This is a genomic window from Shewanella sp. VK101, from assembly GCF_056497865.1.
The window spans coordinates 2,364,644-2,381,437 of the sequence record NZ_CM151402.1 but is presented as its reverse complement, the minus strand read 5'-3'; the positions used below and the strand labels follow the sequence as shown (position 1 = coordinate 2,381,437).

Below are 16,794 nucleotides of genomic sequence, written 5' to 3'. Positions count from 1 at the left end.
CTATGGCACTGGTTGAATGCCCTTTATGCCACAAACGGATCTCCAGTAAGGCACCCAGTTGCCCACACTGCAGTTCCAAACTGGGACCCAACACCGAGTCGCTGTCGAGGATTAGCCATATTCAGCAGTCGACCAAACTGATGAACCAGAGCTTTTTGGCCTTGACCCTGTTTATCGCCGGGGTGGTCATCTGGTTTTGGGGGGGAGAAGTCGTCGAAGGCAATCGAGCTATCGCCGGTGCCGTCTGCTTTACGCTCGGTTTTGTGGGTTACCTGATAACCCGGGTACGTATTATTTTGCACAAGCGGAAAAGTGTATGACAGATATCAACAAAGTGATTGAAGAGATGCCGGTTGAAGTCTATGAAAGACTGCGCAGCGCCGCCGAGATAGGTAAGTGGGAAGATGGTACTGTGCTGACCGAGGAGCAGCGGGAAAACACGCTGCAACTGGTGATGCTCTACCAAGCCAGGCGTTTGGATCAAACCGAGCACTTCACCATAGGCGCCGGGGGGCAGATCAACGAGCTGTCCAAGGCGCAGCTGAAAAAGCAGTTTCGCGGTGAGAGTATTGCTGAATTCAAAGAATCTGATCTGTAATTAATTACTAGGATTCTATTTATAAAAAAGCCCTGTATATACACAACGTAGTTCACTTAAGCGGAGCTGCCTTGTGATTAACAGGATATCGGGTCTTTGATATTTTTACCGCCCTAGGCCGATTTGGCTTAGGGCGTTTGTCTATAAAAAGGATGGACAAGTCTCCTCGCAGACTGTTTAGACGCTTCGGCGTATTACCTGGTGACACCGCTTTGCTCATGACTTTGAGCTGACTTGCGATGAACTGACAAGCGTACTTAAAGCTGATTTCATTGGGCATTCGACCATGCTCTACTGCCGCCTGACTCGCTTCTCGTCTCACCAAGTTATAACCAAGCAGCAGCCCCCATAACTCTTGATAGACAAGTTCGACAGTCTTACTCCTCAGCACTAACGCATTGTGTTGCATCGAACTTTTTATGTCTCGATACCCTAATTCAATTTCCCATCGCTCGTGGTAAAGCGCCGCGACTGATTCCGCATCGTACTGCTCTCTGGGAAGAGACGTAAATACGGTTTTTTGCTTACCTTGTACCTGATAAGTCACGGCTCTCACTTGCCATGTTTCAGGTAGGTTAGGATTTTTCTTGCGTGCTTGTGGAGAGACTTTCATTTCGACTCGCATGTCGTCACTCTCTTCATCGTCCAGAAGGGTGTATTTCACCCCCTTCTTCGCCGGTAACAACCAATGTCTGTTAGCACCACTATTTTGGAGAGAAAGGAGTAAGTCTGCTCCATAAAACCCCTTATCCAATAAGGTCACGGAGTTATCCGGTAAGGCGTCAATAAAGGGCATAGCAAGAGGAATTTCGCCTCGACGATAAGGGCTTATAGCGGCATCGACAATGACATGAGAGCGAACATTCATCATGGTCACCACCCTTAATACTGGATGAGGCGTCTGTCTGTCACTGGATGTATTCCCTGACCCAAAATGGTCTCTTAGCTCCGGTGTGTCAGCGGTTCGAAAAAGCGCGCCATCCACAGCAAAGACTTGCAAACCTTGCCAAGTATCCTCAGGGTAACGCTCTAACCCCCACCTGTGGCTGCATTGCCTAAATAACCATTCTGGGGCTGCTTTGCCAAGGCGTTGCCTTGCTTGCGTTAAAGCACTTTTTGCTAACAGCTCCTCATCGGCTAACCCCTCGGCACAGACATTCATTCGCCGTGCGACTTCGGCAATCGGTTCGTTGCGGAAAAACGCCATTCCAACAATAAGCCAAAGAACCATATCACTCGGTAAGCGACGTCGACGAATCGTCGCTTTATCGGAAAGTGTTACCGCTTTAGCAATCCACTCGTCAGGAATATGCTCGGAGAAGGTGGTTAGCTGAGCGACATCAACAGGACTCTCTTCAAGAAAGTCGGCAAAGCAGTTTTGAATAGACATAAAAAATCGGAAACCTACAAACAGGTTTCCGATTGTCTCTCATCAGGAGGATCGGTCAACCGATCCTTATCTGATCTACGTTGCTGTATATACAGGGCTTTTTGCTATCAATTAAATTCAGTCTGCCGTGAGTTCGCCACAGAGGTTTTGCTGCATCTGCCGTCTTATCTCTTCTGTGCCCAGCCCTTGGGAGAGCAGGTAGTGCAACTTGGTCAAGGCGGCTTCCGTAGTCATATCGGCGCCACTGATAACGCCTGCCTTGGCCAGGGCGTTGCCTGTGGCATAACCGCCCATATTGACTTTACCCTGCAGACACTGGGTCAGATTAATAAGCACAGTGCCCTTGTCGTTGGCCCGTTTGAGGGTTTCCAGCAAGGCGGGATCCTGCGGTGCATTGCCGACACCATAGGTCAGTAATATCAGGGCTTTTACCGGTTGCTGCAGTATGTTGTTGAATACCTCGGTGGAGATCCCGGGATACAGAGTGACCACACCTATGGGATGAGGAGTAATGGGCGCCACTTTCAAGGGCTTATCGCAGGGCGGCGCAATTTTTCCGGCCCGCAGGCGAATTTTGATCCCGGCTTCCAGCAATAAAGGGAAGTTCGGCGAGGCAAAGGCATCGAAGCCGTCGGCATGGGCCTTGGTAGTGCGGTTGCCGCGGAATAGTTTATTGTTGAAGAACAGGCAAACCTCGGCAACCGGATAATTGGCCGCGATATACAAGGCATTGAGCAGATTGGTCTGGCCGTCTGAGCGCAGCTGTGACAGCGGAATTTGCGAGCCGGTGACGATAACCGGCTTACCGAGATCCTGCAGCATGAAAGACAGTGCCGATGCGGTAAACGCCATGGTGTCTGTGCCGTGAAGAATGACAAAGCCATCGTACTTGTCATAGTTGGCCTGAATGTCGTCGGCTATCATCTGCCAGTGGCTGGGGGCCATATTGGAAGAGTCTATCAGCGGACAATATTCCTGGATCACGAACGTCGGCATCTCTTCATGGAAAAACTCCGGCATGGAGTTGACGCATTCTGTCAGGAAGCCGGCGACCGGGGCAAAGCCGTTACTGGTTTTTTGCATCCCTATGGTGCCGCCCGTGTATGCGACATAGATGGACTTTTTTTTGTTCATAATCTGGCTTTAGTTTTCACTGGGGCAAAAGAGAGGCCGGATTATAGCAAATCAAGCCCGGCAGCATAAGGCACAAAAAAGCCCGGCGAGCCGGGCTTTCAGGATTATCAGTAACTGCAGTTATCACAGTAGAGATAGACGCCGTTAGGGTCGTCAAAGGCGGCAAACTCTTCCAGTACCTTGCTCCATTGAGTCAGCAGTTTTTCCAGCACGCTGGACTGCTTGACGCTGTGGGGCAGATAAGCGGAGACACTGGCGAACATCTCCTGAATGAAGAGTTGCTCAGGTGTCAGCTCCTGCTCTATCACTCGGCTGTCGAACTTATCCAGTCCGGCCATTTCGGCGGCCTTGGCGATGGCGCTATCGAGATCGCCCAGTTCATCCACCAGACCCAGCTCCAGGGCTTTCTTGCCGGACCAGACGCGGCCCTGGGCAATCTTATCCACCTGTTCGAGTGTCATATTGCGCTCGTTGGCGACCAGCGAGATAAAGTCTTTGTAGCCACGTTCGATATGGCGTTGTATCACCGCCTTGACGCCATCGGAAAGTGGCCGGGTAACAGAGAGACCGGCCCAGTCAGATGTGGCCACTCCATCAGTATTAACACCGATTGAAGACAGAGAGTCCTCGAAGGTGGTTATCATGCCGAAAATGCCGATGGATCCGGTCAGGGTAGTGGGGTTGGCATAGATATAATCGGCGCTGGCCGAAATCCAGTAACCACCGGAGGCCGCCATGCTGCTCATGCTGACTACCACAGGCTTACCGGCTTTCTTCAATGCCAGCACTTCCTGACGAATTTGCTCGGAAGCAAAGGCGCTGCCGCCGGGGCTGTCGACCCTGAGCACTACGGCCTTGATAGTGTCATCGAAGCGGGCCTTACGTAGCAGGGCAGAGGTACTTTCACCGCCGATATCACCGGCAGGTTGACTGCCGTTGAGAATATTACCCTTGGCCACTATGATGCCCACTCCTTCGGTGGGTACCAGCGCCGGCAGTGGTGCCATCAGCTTGGCATAGTCGTAGTAGCTGACCTGCTTGAAGCTATCTCCTTCCTTGCTTTTGCCTACCAGGTCCAACATCGCCAGGCGGAAGTCTTCTGCGCTGGCCAGTTTATCAACCCACTTGAGGTTAACCGCCATGGTGCCGGAATCACCGTCGGCTTGTTCCAGCTCTGCCAAATAAGCTGTGGCATTAAGGCCCAGGCTGGATTTGTCTATGCCGCGATTGGCGGCCACAGTGTCTGTGTAACTGCCCCAGATGTCGTTGAGCAGTACAGAGTTGGCTTCCTTGGCCGCTTCTGACATGTCATCACGGATAAAAGGCTCAACCGCTGACTTAAAAGTGCCGACACGGAAAATGTGCGCCTTGATTTTTAACTTATCCAGTGCCGACTTATAGTATTGGCGGTAGCGGCTCAGGCCATCTACCGCCACCATGCCCTCTGGGTTGAGGTAAACAGTATCGGCAAAACTCGCCAGGAAATACTGGTTCTGATCATAATAGTTACCTATGGCGACCACAGGCTTGCCACTATCTTTGAATTCGTTGAGTGCCTGGCCTATGGCGCTGAGCTTACTCAGACCGCCGTATTGCAACTCGGACAGATCCAATACCAGAGCCTTGATCCGCTTGTCATTGGTGGCGCTGTGAATGGTATAGAGCACATCACTCAATAAGATTTCGCCGTTGACATCGGGTCCTTTGCTTTGGCTTAACATCGCCTCGAACGGGTCAACCTGGCGCTTTTGATCCACTATGCCGCCGGCCAGGTTCAGTACCAGCGCCGAGCCATCCTCAACTTGGATTTCATCACTGCTGACCATGGCGATGACCACGGCTATCAAAGCGATGAAGAATAGCGGGAAGAACACTATGTTCAACACCAGCTTGCGAATGAAGTTGATCACATTCCAGATCAACATCAGGGTATTCTTGGTTGTCAGGGGTTTTGCGGACATAGCCACTCCATTTTTCCATGCATTCCGTTAATGCTAACTGAAAATAGCTGCAACGGGAAAATACATTTGTAAGTGATTTTATTCCTGAGCTTTCACTGCGTTAGCCGATGAGTCGCCGGCGGCCAATGCTTTATGTTGAGCTTGATGGCGGCTCAGGTTATGCTGATTTAAATCACTTGTTTAAAAAGGATGTTTTAATGTCGGGCTTTCCTCATTTATTAGAACCCTTGGATCTGGGGTTTACCCAGCTGAGAAACCGGGTACTCATGGGTTCCATGCATACCGGGTTGGAAGAAGAAAAGGGCGGTTTTGAGAAACTGGCACACTTCTACAAGGAGCGGGCGCTGGGTGGTGTGGGTTTGATTGTCACCGGCGGCATAGCACCCAACTTTCGCGGCCGTTTGGCCCCGAATGCCTGTCAGCTGAGCTTTCCTTGGCAAGTGGGCAAACACAAAATCGTTACCCGAGCTGTACATGAGGGCGGCGGCAAGATCTGTATGCAGATCCTTCATGCCGGCCGTTACGGCTATCATCCTTTTTCGCTGGCACCGAGCAAGGTCAAATCGCCCATTACCCCATTTACGCCGAGCGCCATGTCTTTGCGGCAAATCCGCGGTACCATAAAGGACTATGCCACCTCTGCCGAACTGGCCAAACGGGCCGGTTATGATGGCGTGGAGGTGATGGGCTCTGAAGGCTATCTCATCAATCAGTTCATTTGTGAGCGGGTCAATCAGCGCAGTGATGAGTACGGCGGCAGTTTTGCCAACCGTATTCGCCTGCCATTGGAAATTGTTCGCGCTATCCGCGCCAAGGTTGGGCCCGAGTTCATCATTATCTTTCGTCTGTCTATGTTGGATCTGGTCGACAAGGGCTCAAGTCTCGAGGAGGTCATTGAGCTCGGCAGAGCGCTGGAACAAGCCGGTGTCACTATCATCAATACCGGCATAGGTTGGCATGAAGCCAGGATCCCAACCATAGCCACCAGCGTACCCAGAGGCGCCTTTGCCTGGGTCACTGAACGTTTGAAAAAAGAACTCAGTGTTCCTTTGGTGGCTACCAACAGGATCAATACGCCTGAGATAGCCGAGCAGATCCTCGCCTCGGGGCAGGCGGATATGGTGTCTATGGCTAGGCCTTTCCTGGCCGATCCTGAGTTTGTCAACAAAGCTGCGGCCAATCAAAGCGAAGCCATCAATACCTGCATCGGCTGTAATCAGGCTTGTCTCGATCATACCTTCTCGCTCAAGCGTGCTACTTGCCTTGTTAATCCAAGAGCCTGCTATGAGACAGAGATTAATTTCCCCAAGACTGAGTTCCCCAAACGCCTGGCTGTGATGGGCGCGGGCCCGGCTGGGATGGCATTTGCTGTTTACGCCGCGGAGCGGGGGCACAAGGTGACCTTGTTTGAAGCCCGAGATGAAGTCGGTGGCCAGTTTAACCTGGCGCGCAAGATCCCAGGTAAAGAGGAATTCAACGAAACCATACGCTATTTCAAGAATCGCCTCGCACATTTTAAGGTGGACCTGCGTTTGAATACGCCGCTCAACGCCTCGGTGCTCAGGGATGAACCTTTTGATGAGTTGGTGGTTGCCAGTGGTGTCGTGCCAAGAGAGCTCAACTTGCCCGGGTTTGATTCTCCCAAGGTGGTCAGCTATCAGCAGGTACTGCGCGGTGAGGTGGAAGTCGGCCAGCGAGTGGCACTTATCGGCGCCGGCGGCATAGGTTTTGACTTGGCGCATTTCCTCGGCGAGCAGGAGTCCAGCACGCTGGAGCCGGAGCGCTGGTATCGTCAGTGGGGCATAGACACAAGTTACGCCGAGCGCGGCGGACTGGCCAAACAAGCCCAGGCGCATGCCCCGGCCAGAGAGCTGTATTTGTTGCAACGCAAGAAGAGCAAGCTGGGTAAAGGCTTAGGTAAGACCACGGGCTGGATCCATCGCATGGTGCTTAAGCAGCACAAGGTGACAGAGCTCAGTGGGGTCAGCTATGAGCGCTTTGATGACCAGGGATTGCACATACTGATTGATGACAAGCCGCAGCTGCTGCCTGTGGATACTGTGGTGATCTGCGCAGGTCAGGAATCCAACCGCGCACTGTTGCCGGAACTGGAAGAGTGCGGCTTGCCAATGCATCTCATTGGCGGCGTTGATGTCGCTGCCGAGTTGGATGCCAAACGCGCCATTCGTCAGGGTGCAGAATTGGCGATGCGGATTTAGTCTCTAACCGGGCTTAACTCCCCGCCACGGCGGGGATTTTTTTGCTTTACTTATAACCTTATTGTCGAAAAGCTGACATACAACAGCATCGGATTGGAGAGATATCAATGATGAAAACTACCATGGCGAGTTGCTGCGCGCTGTCGCTGTTGACCGGCTCGAGTTTAGTGGCAACTGCCGCTGGTGCAGATAATCCGGTTTCCGTTGAAACGCCTGCCTATGATAAGGCGCTGGCCCATGCACTCGGTGCCGATAAATATGGTATGAAACCTTATGTGATGGCATTTTTAAAGGCGGGTCCCAATCGAAGTGGCAGCAAAGAACAGCGCGCCGAGCTTCAAAGAGCGCACATGAACCATATTCAGCGTTTGGCGCATGAGGGCAAACTCGTGTTAGCTGGGCCCTTTATCGATGGCGGAGAGTGGCGGGGGATTTATATCTTTGATGTTGCCAGTTTGGCTGAGGCTGAAGCCTTGACGGCCAGCGATCCTGCGGTTCAGGCCGGTAGCCTTATCATGGAACTTAAAGCCTGGTACGGTAGTGCGGCATTGTTGGAGGTCAACCGTATTCACGCCCGGATAGCCGAGTCACAGCCTTGAGTGACAAGCTTCGATAGCAACACTAAATGAGCGTTTCAAAGTCGCTTGAGAATATCGTTCGGCACTGAGCTCAACCCGGGCGGCGGTAAAAAACCGCCCAAGCCGCGTTCGATACGCAAATGCTGCAAATCCAGCGCTCGGGTCAGGGGCACGAAGAGGGCGCCGGGATGAAGGATATATTCGCTCACCAGGTTGAAGCCGCCGCCACAGATAACCCTTTGATACTGCCAGCCAATATCTGAGGCCGGGTACAGCTGCAGCCGGGTTAATCCGGGTTTGCGCTCTTTGTTGTTGCAGTTGTTGAAGTTGCTCAGAGCACTCTTATCAAGGGATTTGCTATCAAGGGGGTTGTTATTAAAGCCTGCATCGGCGCTTGGGTGCGGCGGCGCAATAATATCTATCGCTTCTCCTGCATTTGCGGCGTGTTCAAGCAGCAAAGCCTGCTCGGCAAGGCTTCCCGAGTGGATCACCAGAGTCTGTTTAGGCTTTTCAAGACCCTTTGGGGTTGCATCTTGGGACTTGTCTTCGCCGAGTAACGGCAGCCAGAAGCGTTGGCCCGTTTGATTGGAGAGCGCCTGTTCCTGCTCCGGGGTCGGCCATTCACAAAACCAGATTTGCTGAAAACGGGGAATATGGGCAACGCGCTGGCGATAGACATTCCAGTTGAGCAATCTGGCGATATAGACAAGTTTGCCAGGCAAGGGGATATCACCAAGCTCGCCCCAAATGCCCCCGGGAAAGGCATCTATCAGCATGAGCCGACACGCTTGTTGCTTGTTGAGCGATGCGAGTAACTGCTTGAGCCAGGCGCTGAGTTCAGCTCGGCTTTGAAGCCTGGTAGGCAGGCTTATGTGTTGAATGCCCTTTGGTAACAGCGTGTCGACCGCTAACGGCAGTGGACTTGTGATCACCAACGCTTGCTGCGCCTTGATAAAGCCGAGCACTTTCAGTGCCCGGCTCAAGTGCCCGAGCCCGCCGCCGGGGGCGTAATAGATAAGCATCAGTGACTCGCCGTTTGAGCGACCAGTGTCTTGATGGCAGCCAAATAACGCTCGGCTTCAGCCTCGGCGCTGCATTGACTCAGTACCGTTTGGTACAAAGCCTGGCTCTTGGCGGCGCGAATCGAAGCCGTATCGGTTTGCCAACGCACCAATGCATCCAAAAGAGACTCCGCCGAAGTTGGATGAAACAGATAACCTGAGTCCGTTTGGCCGCGGAGATTATTTGCTGCATTACTGTCAGTCAAACGGTCATCAAAGACATGCTTTTCGCGCTCATGCAGGCTGTCGAAGATAAGATCGGCCATACCGCCGCAGCAGGCGCCGAGCACAGGGATGTTAAGCGCAGCCGCCTCCAGCAGCACATTGGGCGTTCCCTCATAGAAAGAGGGAATAGCGATAAGGTCGCATACCAGATAACGGCTTATCAGCTGATACCTGTCAAGAAACGGCTCCAGGGTGTAACTGCCCTCGGGCAGGGTTTGCAGCAGCTCGGCGGCGCTTTCATCCAGCTCGCCAATCAACAACAGATGGCAGCTGTGTACCAAGGGGCTGCGTTTGAAAGTCTCGATAAAAAAGGCCAAACCTTTTTTCTCTTTCAAATGGCCGAAAAGGCCAATCACAGGCTGACTGGGATTTTCCAGGTTATTGGAACGCCAGGCTTTGGCTTGCTCTTTGTCCAGCGGCAATGGTTGCCAACGTTCGCTATCCAGGCCATTACTCATGTTGTGCACTCTGACTTGCGGCCACAGGGCTTTGACCCGCTTTGCCTTGTCGGCGCTGACGGTCAATACCAGTGCGCTGGCTTGCAGCGTATCCTGCAGCACTTGATAGCGACGATGATCGAGAATACTCAAGTCGAAGTCGTTGCCGCGCAGCAATGTGATGAGCGGTAGCCCAAGCCAGGCGGCAAAGACTCGCCCGGCATGCATGGAGAAGGGATAGCCATAGGCAACAACAGCATCATATTCACCCTCCAGCTTGTGCCATAGAAGATTGAGCGAGTGCGCCGGGTTTGTACCCATGGGGAAGCTGTGATCGCAACCCTGCTCGGCAAAATAGCCGGTCTCCTTTTCCAGGCCGCCGGAGCGTAAATGATAAAGGGTGATATGTACCCCGAGTCGCCGCAAATGGCGCACCAGTCTATCGCAGGATAGTGCCATGCCACCTTTGGCCGGCGGGTAGTGTTGAGTCAGCCACAGTAGCCTGGGGTTAGCTGTCATAGATATCCCGATATTCGTAATCCGGCAACTGCTCATCATCTTCATCGACAGGGAGCTCAAAAGCGGCAAAGTCCTCGGCATCAAACTCCTTGTTGTAACTGCCGTGTTTGGTGTGCAGTTGGTACCAGGCACTGCCGAGATACAGTTGTTTGAGGGCGAAACCGGCAAGCGGATCCTCGGGTTTAACGCCTTGTAGGCTCAATTGCTCATACTTGGTGCCTGAGCGCGGATCTTCATAGACTTCCTTGCCGACCTTCAAGGGTTTGGCGGCGCACTGAAAACACAGACCGGTTTTGGGATCCAGGTGATGTTCGCAGACACTGGCTTGGCACTCACTGCAACTGCCAACGGCAGGTTGGCCGCAAGAGCTGAGGGTGAAAAAACCGATTTTTAGCTGACACTGACTCATATTATCCCCTGGCTCGAATACTGGTCTGTTGATAGGACTTGGCGATGGTTCTGAGAATATTCTCGGCATCCATCAAACGCGACTCACCGATAAATTTAAAGGTGGAGTTGGATTTCACCTTGGTGATGCCGTTTTGAGTCTGTGCCTTGCTCGTTGGTGCCAGTTTGGTTTTACGCAGATGGTAGTGATCAGGATTCAAGGTCAGGCAGCTGCGAATGCTGCGCCGTCCCTTGTACTTGATTTTGGTTTTGACCTTGCCTCGGGCGTTGCGACGGGTGCGTTTACGACGACAGATAACATCATCCACCCGCAGTTGCAGCTCATTGCCGTCTTTGAGTTTGGCCCTGAATTGCAACAGTGGCACTTCAAAGTAGGCCAGTTGGGTGCTCTTCTCAGGCTTTTCGGTTCGGGCCGGCTTACGTTTGTGTATGGAGTCGAGATCCAGTTTCAGCTGCACGCTGTTGGTCTCCATCGCCAGTACCTGCATTAACTTGATAAGACCGGTGCGCACATTGTCGTTGACGTCCATACGGTTGCAGCTGTGAAGCAGTAATATCGAGGCCAGGGTCAAACCCACCAGGGTATACACCACCAGGTGAGGCACGGGCAGGAATATGCTGACAATAGTGAAACCTATCAACCAATTGCGGCTGCGGCGAAACTGGCGTCTCAATGGGCTGCCCATACGATCCAATCGGGTCAGACGCTTGAGAAACAGTAACCAGTGCTGGGTCGAATGGGTTGCATCCAACTTCTTGGTGCGGATAAATTCCTGCTCCGCCGGGGTTAACTGCTTGAACACTTTGCGCATTCGCCAGTAGTGAAGCGGGGCGTTAAAAGGGTTTATGGCTGTTTCCATATCGTTTCCTTGACATTAAACAGGTGCTATTAAACGAGTAGCTATCAAGCGGTAGCTTGCATTGGGCCTTGGCTCAGCTGTATATACAAGTCGCTGAGCTGAGCGCAGATCTGTTGCCATTGGAACTGCTCTGTCACCCTTTGTTGGCCCTTGAGTCCCAAATATTTGGCCTTGGCCGGTTGACTGAGCAGCTCAATGCAGGCTCTGGCGAGCTCGGAGGGCCTGGAAGGGGGAACCAAGAGCCCATGCTCTTCATGGGTTACCAGCTCACGAATAACCGGCAGATCCGAGGCGATAACTGCGGTGCCACAAGCCATGGATTCGAGCACTTTCAAAGGGCAACATCCCTGAAGCATGTTGCGCCTGCAGGGCGTGAGCGGCGCCAAAGATGCGCTCGCGGCCTGAATTTTTTGCCTGAGACTGGCTTGGTCCAGCCCGAAATGCAGCGAAACACAATCTTCCAGTTCCATGGACTTGAGCCAGGCCTTTACCTGCCGGGCCTGGCGATTTTCGAGTGACAGGCAGAGATCCAGCCGGACCTCCAACTGCTGACGCACCAAGGCAAAAGCTTTGAGCAGATCCCTAAGCCCCTGCCAGCGCTGGGCAGCACCAAAATAGATGAGCCTGGGCAGCCTCGCATCCTGTGCTTGCCTTAATGGCTCGGCAGGCGGTAACTCGGCGCCGTTTGGCAGATAGACTACTGGAGTGGTAGTGCGTTTTTCAAGGCCGGCAGCCGTGAGTTTTGATGGGGTCACAATCAGATCGGCACCATCCAGGCAACGCTGCTCCCAGGCGCTGATTTTGGCCAGGGTTTTTCGCGGCAGCGACAGGTGAATAGGCAGCTCTATGCTGGGCAGGGCATTGACCTCATAGACGAGCTTGAGCGCTGGATTGTCCTTGCGATGATCCAGCAAAGGCACCCCCGCCCAGGGGTCGCGAAACTGCGCCAATGTCAGGGTATCGCGATTTTGCCTGAGTAGCGCCCCAAGCTGATTGGCATAGTCCAGCGCCTTGGCAAGCACGTTATTGCCCGAGCTTGGATTTAGCTGGTGCCTGACGATACTGACCTCGCTGCTTACCTCGTAGGGATTGCTGCCGAGTGACAGGGTTTCCTGCTGCCAGGAAGGCATCTGGGGATCACCTTGTAGATAGAGCATACCAGGGGACTGGAAGGCAAACAGGGTTGACGCCATATAACGTATATGGGTCGAAGCGCCTTTGGGCAGAGGGTAACGATCAAAAGCGCAATAAAGACTTTTGAATGAATAACTTGAGTCTGATTTCATAAGTCCGGCAGAGTACCGGAGCCAGGCAGGATTTACAACGAAAAAACGCTTGTTTAACTGTAGGAGATCTGCCATTGACGGTGTTTTTTGCGCTTGTGTCAGGCCAAGTGTTTAACCCGCAGCAGCGGCATGTCGGCGCCTTCGCTGGAGAGATCCAAGTCCAGATCTTCCGTGGGCACACAGCAGCAGGGCAGACATTCATCCGCCTGTAACTCGGCCAATGGCGTGGTCAGGTAAGTGACCGCGCCACTGCGCACCCGGGTCTTGCAGGCGCCGCAAAACCCGCTGCGGCACTCGGAAAAAATGCTCACCTTACGGGCTTCGAGCGCTGCCAGGAGAGTCCTGTGCTCTGTGGTATACAGCAGCAGGGGCTCTCCGCGCAGCAGCACGATAGGGGCTTTGTTAAAGGTCAAAGTCGGAGAACTCATCGTCGTCGACAGCCGAATCTATCTGGCCGACCAGGTAGGATGATACTTCCACTTCCTGAGGCGCGACCTGTACGGCATCGCTCTCCAGCCAGTTTTTCATCCAGGGCAGGGGATCGCTCTGCTCGCTGTATGGTGCGCCCAGGTTAACCGCCTTCATTCTCTGATTGGTAATGAACTCCACGTACTGACAGAGAATGGTTTCGTTCAGGCCTATCATGGAGCCATCCTTGAACAGGTACTTGGCCCAGGCCTTTTCCTGCTCGGCGGCGCGCAGGAACAGATCGTAAGCTTCCTGTTGGCACTCTTTGGCGATTTCACCCATCTCAGGGTCATCTTTGCCACCCTGCATCAGGTTGATAATGTGTTGGGTCGAGTTCAGGTGCAAAGCTTCATCGCGGGCGATCAGGCGAATGATCTTGGCGTTGCCTTCCATCAATTTGCGCTCGGCAAAGGCAAAGGAGCAGGCGAAGCTGACGTAAAAACGTATCGCTTCGAGCGCATTGACCGATATCATGCACAGATAGAGGGCTTTTTTGATGGTGCGGGTAGTGACTTCAAGCGTGCGACCGTTGACGTCAAACTTGCCTTCACCATGCAGGTGATACAGCTGAGTCAGTTCGATAAGGCGGTCATAATACTCGGCAATATCGCCGGCGCGCTTTAGGATCTCCTCATTGACCACTATGTCATCGAACACCACGGATGGGTCGTTGACAATATTGCGAATGATATGAGTGTAGGAACGGCTGTGAATGGTCTCGGAGAAGGACCAGGTTTCAATCCAGGTTTCCAGCTCAGGCAGGGACACCAGTGGCAGGAAAGCCACATTGGGGCTGCGGCCCTGAATCGAGTCCAACAGGGTTTGGTACTTGAGGTTGGAGAGGAAGATATGCTTTTCATGATCCGGCAGGGCGCCGAAATCGATTTTGTCGCGGCTGACATCCACTTCTTCTGGGCGCCAGAAGAAAGACAACTGCTTTTCGATCAGTTTCTCGAATACTTCGTACTTCTGTTGATCGTAACGGGCCACGTTAACCGCCTGACCGAGAAACATAGGTTCGCGGGTGGCATCGTTGGGGGTTTGACAAAAAATTGAATAAGCCATGATCTACTCTTTCCAAACAACGGGGCCACCTGGGCCCCGAACTTGTTACTTAATCCTGCTTAAATCTTGCAGGCGCCGCCGGCACAACCGTCGTCTTCCTTCTCAATGCTGGTAATGTCATCGAATTTGTCGGAAGCACCATCACGGGTGTTATGGTAGTAAAGGGTCTTGACCCCGAGTTTGTAGGCGGTCAACAGATCCTTGAGCAGCAGCTTCATCGGAACCTTGTTACTTTCAAACTTGGATGGGTCATAGTTGGTATTGGCCGAAATCGCCTGATCGACAAACTTCTGCATAATACCCACCAACTGCAGGTAACCGTCGTTGCCGGGCATCTGCCACAGCAGTTCGTACTTGTCCTTGAGTTCTTCGTAATCGGGCACCACTTGCTTGAGCTGGCCATCTTTACTGGCCTTGACGCTGATAAGGCCGCGTGGAGGCTCAATACCATTGGTGGCGTTGGAGATCTGCGAAGAGGTCTCGGATGGCATCAGTGCCGACAGAGTCGAGTTACGCAGGCCATGCTGCTTGATATCGTGACGCAGAGCATCCCAATCCAGGTGCAGCGGCTCATCACAAATCTTGTCCAGATCCCGCTTGTAGGTATCTACCGGCATGATCCCCTGAGAATAAGTGGTCTCATGGAACAGCGGGCAGGCACCCAGCTCTTTGGCCAGATTCATCGAGGCCTTGAGCAGGTAGTACTGTATGGCTTCAAATGTTCTGTGGGTCAGGCCGTTGGCGCTGCCGTCAGAGTATTTCACCCCGTTCTTGGCAAGATAGTTGGCGAAGTTGATGACCCCGATACCCAGAGTGCGGCGGTTCATCGATGCCGTCTTGGCAGAAGGAATAGGGTAGTCCTGGTAGTCCAGCAGGTTATCCAGGGCGCGCACAGCCAAATCGGCAAGGCCTTCCAGTTCGCCCAAGTCTTTTATCGCACCCAGGTTCAGCGCTGACAGAGTACAAAGGGCGATTTCACCATTTGGGTCGTCAATATTGTTCAGTGGCTTGGTTGGCAGGGCAATCTCAAGACACAGGTTAGACTGACGCACTGGGGCTACTTCGGCGTTGAACGGACTGTGGGTGTTACAGTGATCCACGTTCTGCACATAGATACGGCCGGTAGAAGCACGCTCCTGCATCATCAGCGAGAAGAGCTCGACCGCTTTTAGGGTCTTCTTGCGAATGCTCTGGTCCTGCTCATATTTCACATACAGGCGCTCAAACTCGTCCTGATCGGCAAAGAAGGCGTCATATAAGCCGGGAACGTCCGATGGGCTGAACAGGGTGATGTTCTCACCTTTGATCATCCGCTGATACATCAGCTTGTTGATCTGTACGCCGTAGTCCAGGTGACGGATACGGTTGTCTTCAACACCACGGTTATTTTTCAGTACCAGCAGCGATTCAACTTCCAGGTGCCAGATAGGGTAGAACAGAGTTGCAGCACCGCCGCGAACGCCGCCCTGGGAGCAGGATTTAACCGCAGTCTGGAAATACTTGTAGAAAGGCAAACAACCTGTGTGGAAGGCTTCACCACCACGAATAGGGCTTCCCAGAGCGCGAATGCGGCCGGCATTCACACCGATACCGGCTCTCTGACTGACATACTTGACGATGGAAGAGGCCGTGGCATTGATGGAATCCAGGCTGTCGTCACACTCGATCAACACGCAAGAGCTGAACTGACGGGTCGGCGTACGCACACCGGACATGATAGGGGTCGGCAAAGAGATCTTGAAGGTAGAGACCGCATCATAGAAGTCTTTGACATACTGCAGCCGGGTTTCCTTCGGATAACGGGCAAACAAGCAAGCGGCCACCAGAATATAGAGGAACTGGGCACTTTCGTAGACTTCATGAGTCACACGGTTTTGCACTAGATACTTGCCTTCCAGCTGTTTGACGGCGGCATAGGAGAAGTTCATATCGCGCCAATGGTCGATATAGCTGTCGAGCACATCCAGCTCTTCACGGCTGTAGTCTTCCAGCACATGCTTGTCGTACTTGCCCATGGCGACCAACTTGCTGACATGATCGTACAGTTTTGGCGGCTCAAACTGACCAAAGGCCTTCTTACGCAAATGAAAAACAGCAAGGCGAGCGGCCAGGAACTGATAGTCCGGAGAGTCGGGAGAGATCAGGTCGGCGGCAGCCTTGATAATGGTTTCATGGATGGCCTCGGTGGGGATGCCATCGAAAAACTGCAGGTGAGAACGCAACTCCACCTCGGAAACCGAGACGTTGTTTAATCCTTTGGCTGCCCAGGTGATAACGCGGTGGATCTTATCGAGATCTATCGTCTCGCGTGCGCCACTGCGTTTGGTAACTGTCATAGTGCTATTCATTGAAGATAGGCCTTGGTTGTAATATCTGTGAAATGACGCGACGGCGTCATTAAACCTTCCCTTGTAAAACAATCAACCGAACAGTTAACGACGGCGGCCCGAGTGGGCTCTGTTAACCGGGAGTTTCCAGTGCAAGACTAGTATGTCTGATTGCTACCGATACACAAGATATGGTGTTTTTCTATATCTTGGATAACAAGATAGTGAGGTATGGCACTTTTTGCAAGCCTGAGTTTT

Annotated in this window: 15 protein-coding genes; 4 read left to right on the top strand and 11 right to left on the bottom strand. The window is 52.9% G+C overall.

Features of this window, described 5'->3' with window-relative positions:
- The first annotated feature begins 2 nt into the window (after nt 1–2).
- Together ACSHSR_RS10850 and ACSHSR_RS10845 are read left to right on the top strand one after the other, a co-directional pair.
- Complete coding sequence (locus tag ACSHSR_RS10850; protein ID WP_479631485.1) at nt 3–320, top strand: zinc ribbon domain-containing protein; 318 nt, start codon at nt 3–5, stop codon at nt 318–320.
- A complete protein-coding gene (locus ACSHSR_RS10845; protein WP_025887363.1) occupies nt 317–598 on the top strand; it encodes a YeaC family protein in 282 nt (93 codons plus the stop codon). The genes ACSHSR_RS10850 and ACSHSR_RS10845 overlap by 4 nt, the downstream gene beginning before the upstream one ends.
- 52 nt (nt 599–650) lie before the next feature.
- Here the strand turns inward: ACSHSR_RS10845 and ACSHSR_RS10840 are convergent, their stop codons facing one another.
- From ACSHSR_RS10840 to sppA, 3 genes are all read right to left on the bottom strand, one after another.
- Nucleotides 651–1,988 (bottom strand): IS4 family transposase, encoded by a 1,338-nt coding sequence (locus ACSHSR_RS10840; RefSeq protein WP_186264650.1) that lies wholly within the window; start codon nt 1,986–1,988, stop codon nt 651–653.
- Nucleotides 1,989–2,105: 117 nt separating this feature from the next.
- The gene (gene ansA / locus ACSHSR_RS10835; protein WP_044734515.1) at nt 2,106–3,122 is read right to left on the bottom strand and encodes an asparaginase; all 1,017 of its coding nucleotides are present in this window, start codon (nt 3,120–3,122) and stop codon (nt 2,106–2,108) included.
- A 107-nt stretch (nt 3,123–3,229) separates the two neighbouring features.
- Nucleotides 3,230–5,083: a signal peptide peptidase SppA gene (gene sppA, locus ACSHSR_RS10830; protein WP_107111613.1), complete on the bottom strand. Its 1,854-nt coding sequence runs from the start codon at nt 5,081–5,083 to the stop codon at nt 3,230–3,232.
- A 197-nt stretch (nt 5,084–5,280) separates the two neighbouring features.
- Here sppA and ACSHSR_RS10825 point away from each other — a divergent pair, with 197 nt between their 5' ends.
- Together ACSHSR_RS10825 and ACSHSR_RS10820 are read left to right on the top strand one after the other, a co-directional pair.
- The gene (locus ACSHSR_RS10825) at nt 5,281–7,302 is read left to right on the top strand and encodes an oxidoreductase (protein WP_479631484.1); all 2,022 of its coding nucleotides are present in this window, start codon (nt 5,281–5,283) and stop codon (nt 7,300–7,302) included.
- 107 nt (nt 7,303–7,409) lie between these two features.
- Nucleotides 7,410–7,901, top strand: coding sequence for a YciI family protein (locus ACSHSR_RS10820; protein WP_243880960.1), 492 nt, complete (start codon nt 7,410–7,412; stop codon nt 7,899–7,901).
- Between the two features lie 35 nt (nt 7,902–7,936).
- On the opposite strand, the gene ACSHSR_RS10815 is transcribed toward ACSHSR_RS10820, so the two are convergent.
- The 8 genes from ACSHSR_RS10815 to nrdA form a co-directional block, all read right to left on the bottom strand.
- A complete protein-coding gene (locus ACSHSR_RS10815) occupies nt 7,937–8,902 on the bottom strand; it encodes a hypothetical protein (protein ID WP_208184767.1) in 966 nt (321 codons plus the stop codon).
- Nucleotides 8,902–10,122, bottom strand: a complete 1,221-nt coding sequence (locus ACSHSR_RS10810) for a glycosyltransferase family 4 protein (protein WP_208149536.1) — start codon at nt 10,120–10,122, stop codon at nt 8,902–8,904. The genes ACSHSR_RS10815 and ACSHSR_RS10810 overlap by 1 nt, the downstream gene beginning before the upstream one ends.
- A complete protein-coding gene (locus tag ACSHSR_RS10805) occupies nt 10,112–10,531 on the bottom strand; it encodes a hypothetical protein (protein WP_144131023.1) in 420 nt (139 codons plus the stop codon). Before ACSHSR_RS10805 ends, ACSHSR_RS10810 begins: the two co-directional genes overlap by 11 nt.
- Nucleotide 10,532: 1 nt before the next feature.
- Nucleotides 10,533–11,390: a hypothetical protein gene (locus ACSHSR_RS10800; RefSeq protein WP_045282790.1), complete on the bottom strand. Its 858-nt coding sequence runs from the start codon at nt 11,388–11,390 to the stop codon at nt 10,533–10,535.
- A gap of 44 nt (nt 11,391–11,434) precedes the next feature.
- Nucleotides 11,435–12,676 carry a glycosyltransferase family 4 protein gene (locus ACSHSR_RS10795; RefSeq protein WP_219159458.1) on the bottom strand — a complete coding sequence of 414 codons (1,242 nt, stop codon included), beginning with the start codon at nt 12,674–12,676 and terminating at the stop codon, nt 11,435–11,437.
- Nucleotides 12,677–12,774: 98 nt separating this feature from the next.
- A complete protein-coding gene (yfaE, locus tag ACSHSR_RS10790) occupies nt 12,775–13,104 on the bottom strand; it encodes a class I ribonucleotide reductase maintenance protein YfaE (protein ID WP_037436974.1) in 330 nt (109 codons plus the stop codon).
- On the bottom strand, nt 13,079–14,209 hold the full coding sequence (gene nrdB / locus ACSHSR_RS10785) for a class Ia ribonucleoside-diphosphate reductase subunit beta (protein ID WP_479631483.1): 1,131 nt from the start codon (nt 14,207–14,209) through the stop codon (nt 13,079–13,081). Before nrdB ends, yfaE begins: the two co-directional genes overlap by 26 nt.
- A gap of 59 nt (nt 14,210–14,268) precedes the next feature.
- Nucleotides 14,269–16,557 (bottom strand): class 1a ribonucleoside-diphosphate reductase subunit alpha, encoded by a 2,289-nt coding sequence (gene nrdA / locus ACSHSR_RS10780; RefSeq protein WP_025010420.1) that lies wholly within the window; start codon nt 16,555–16,557, stop codon nt 14,269–14,271.
- Nucleotides 16,558–16,794 lie beyond the last annotated feature (237 nt).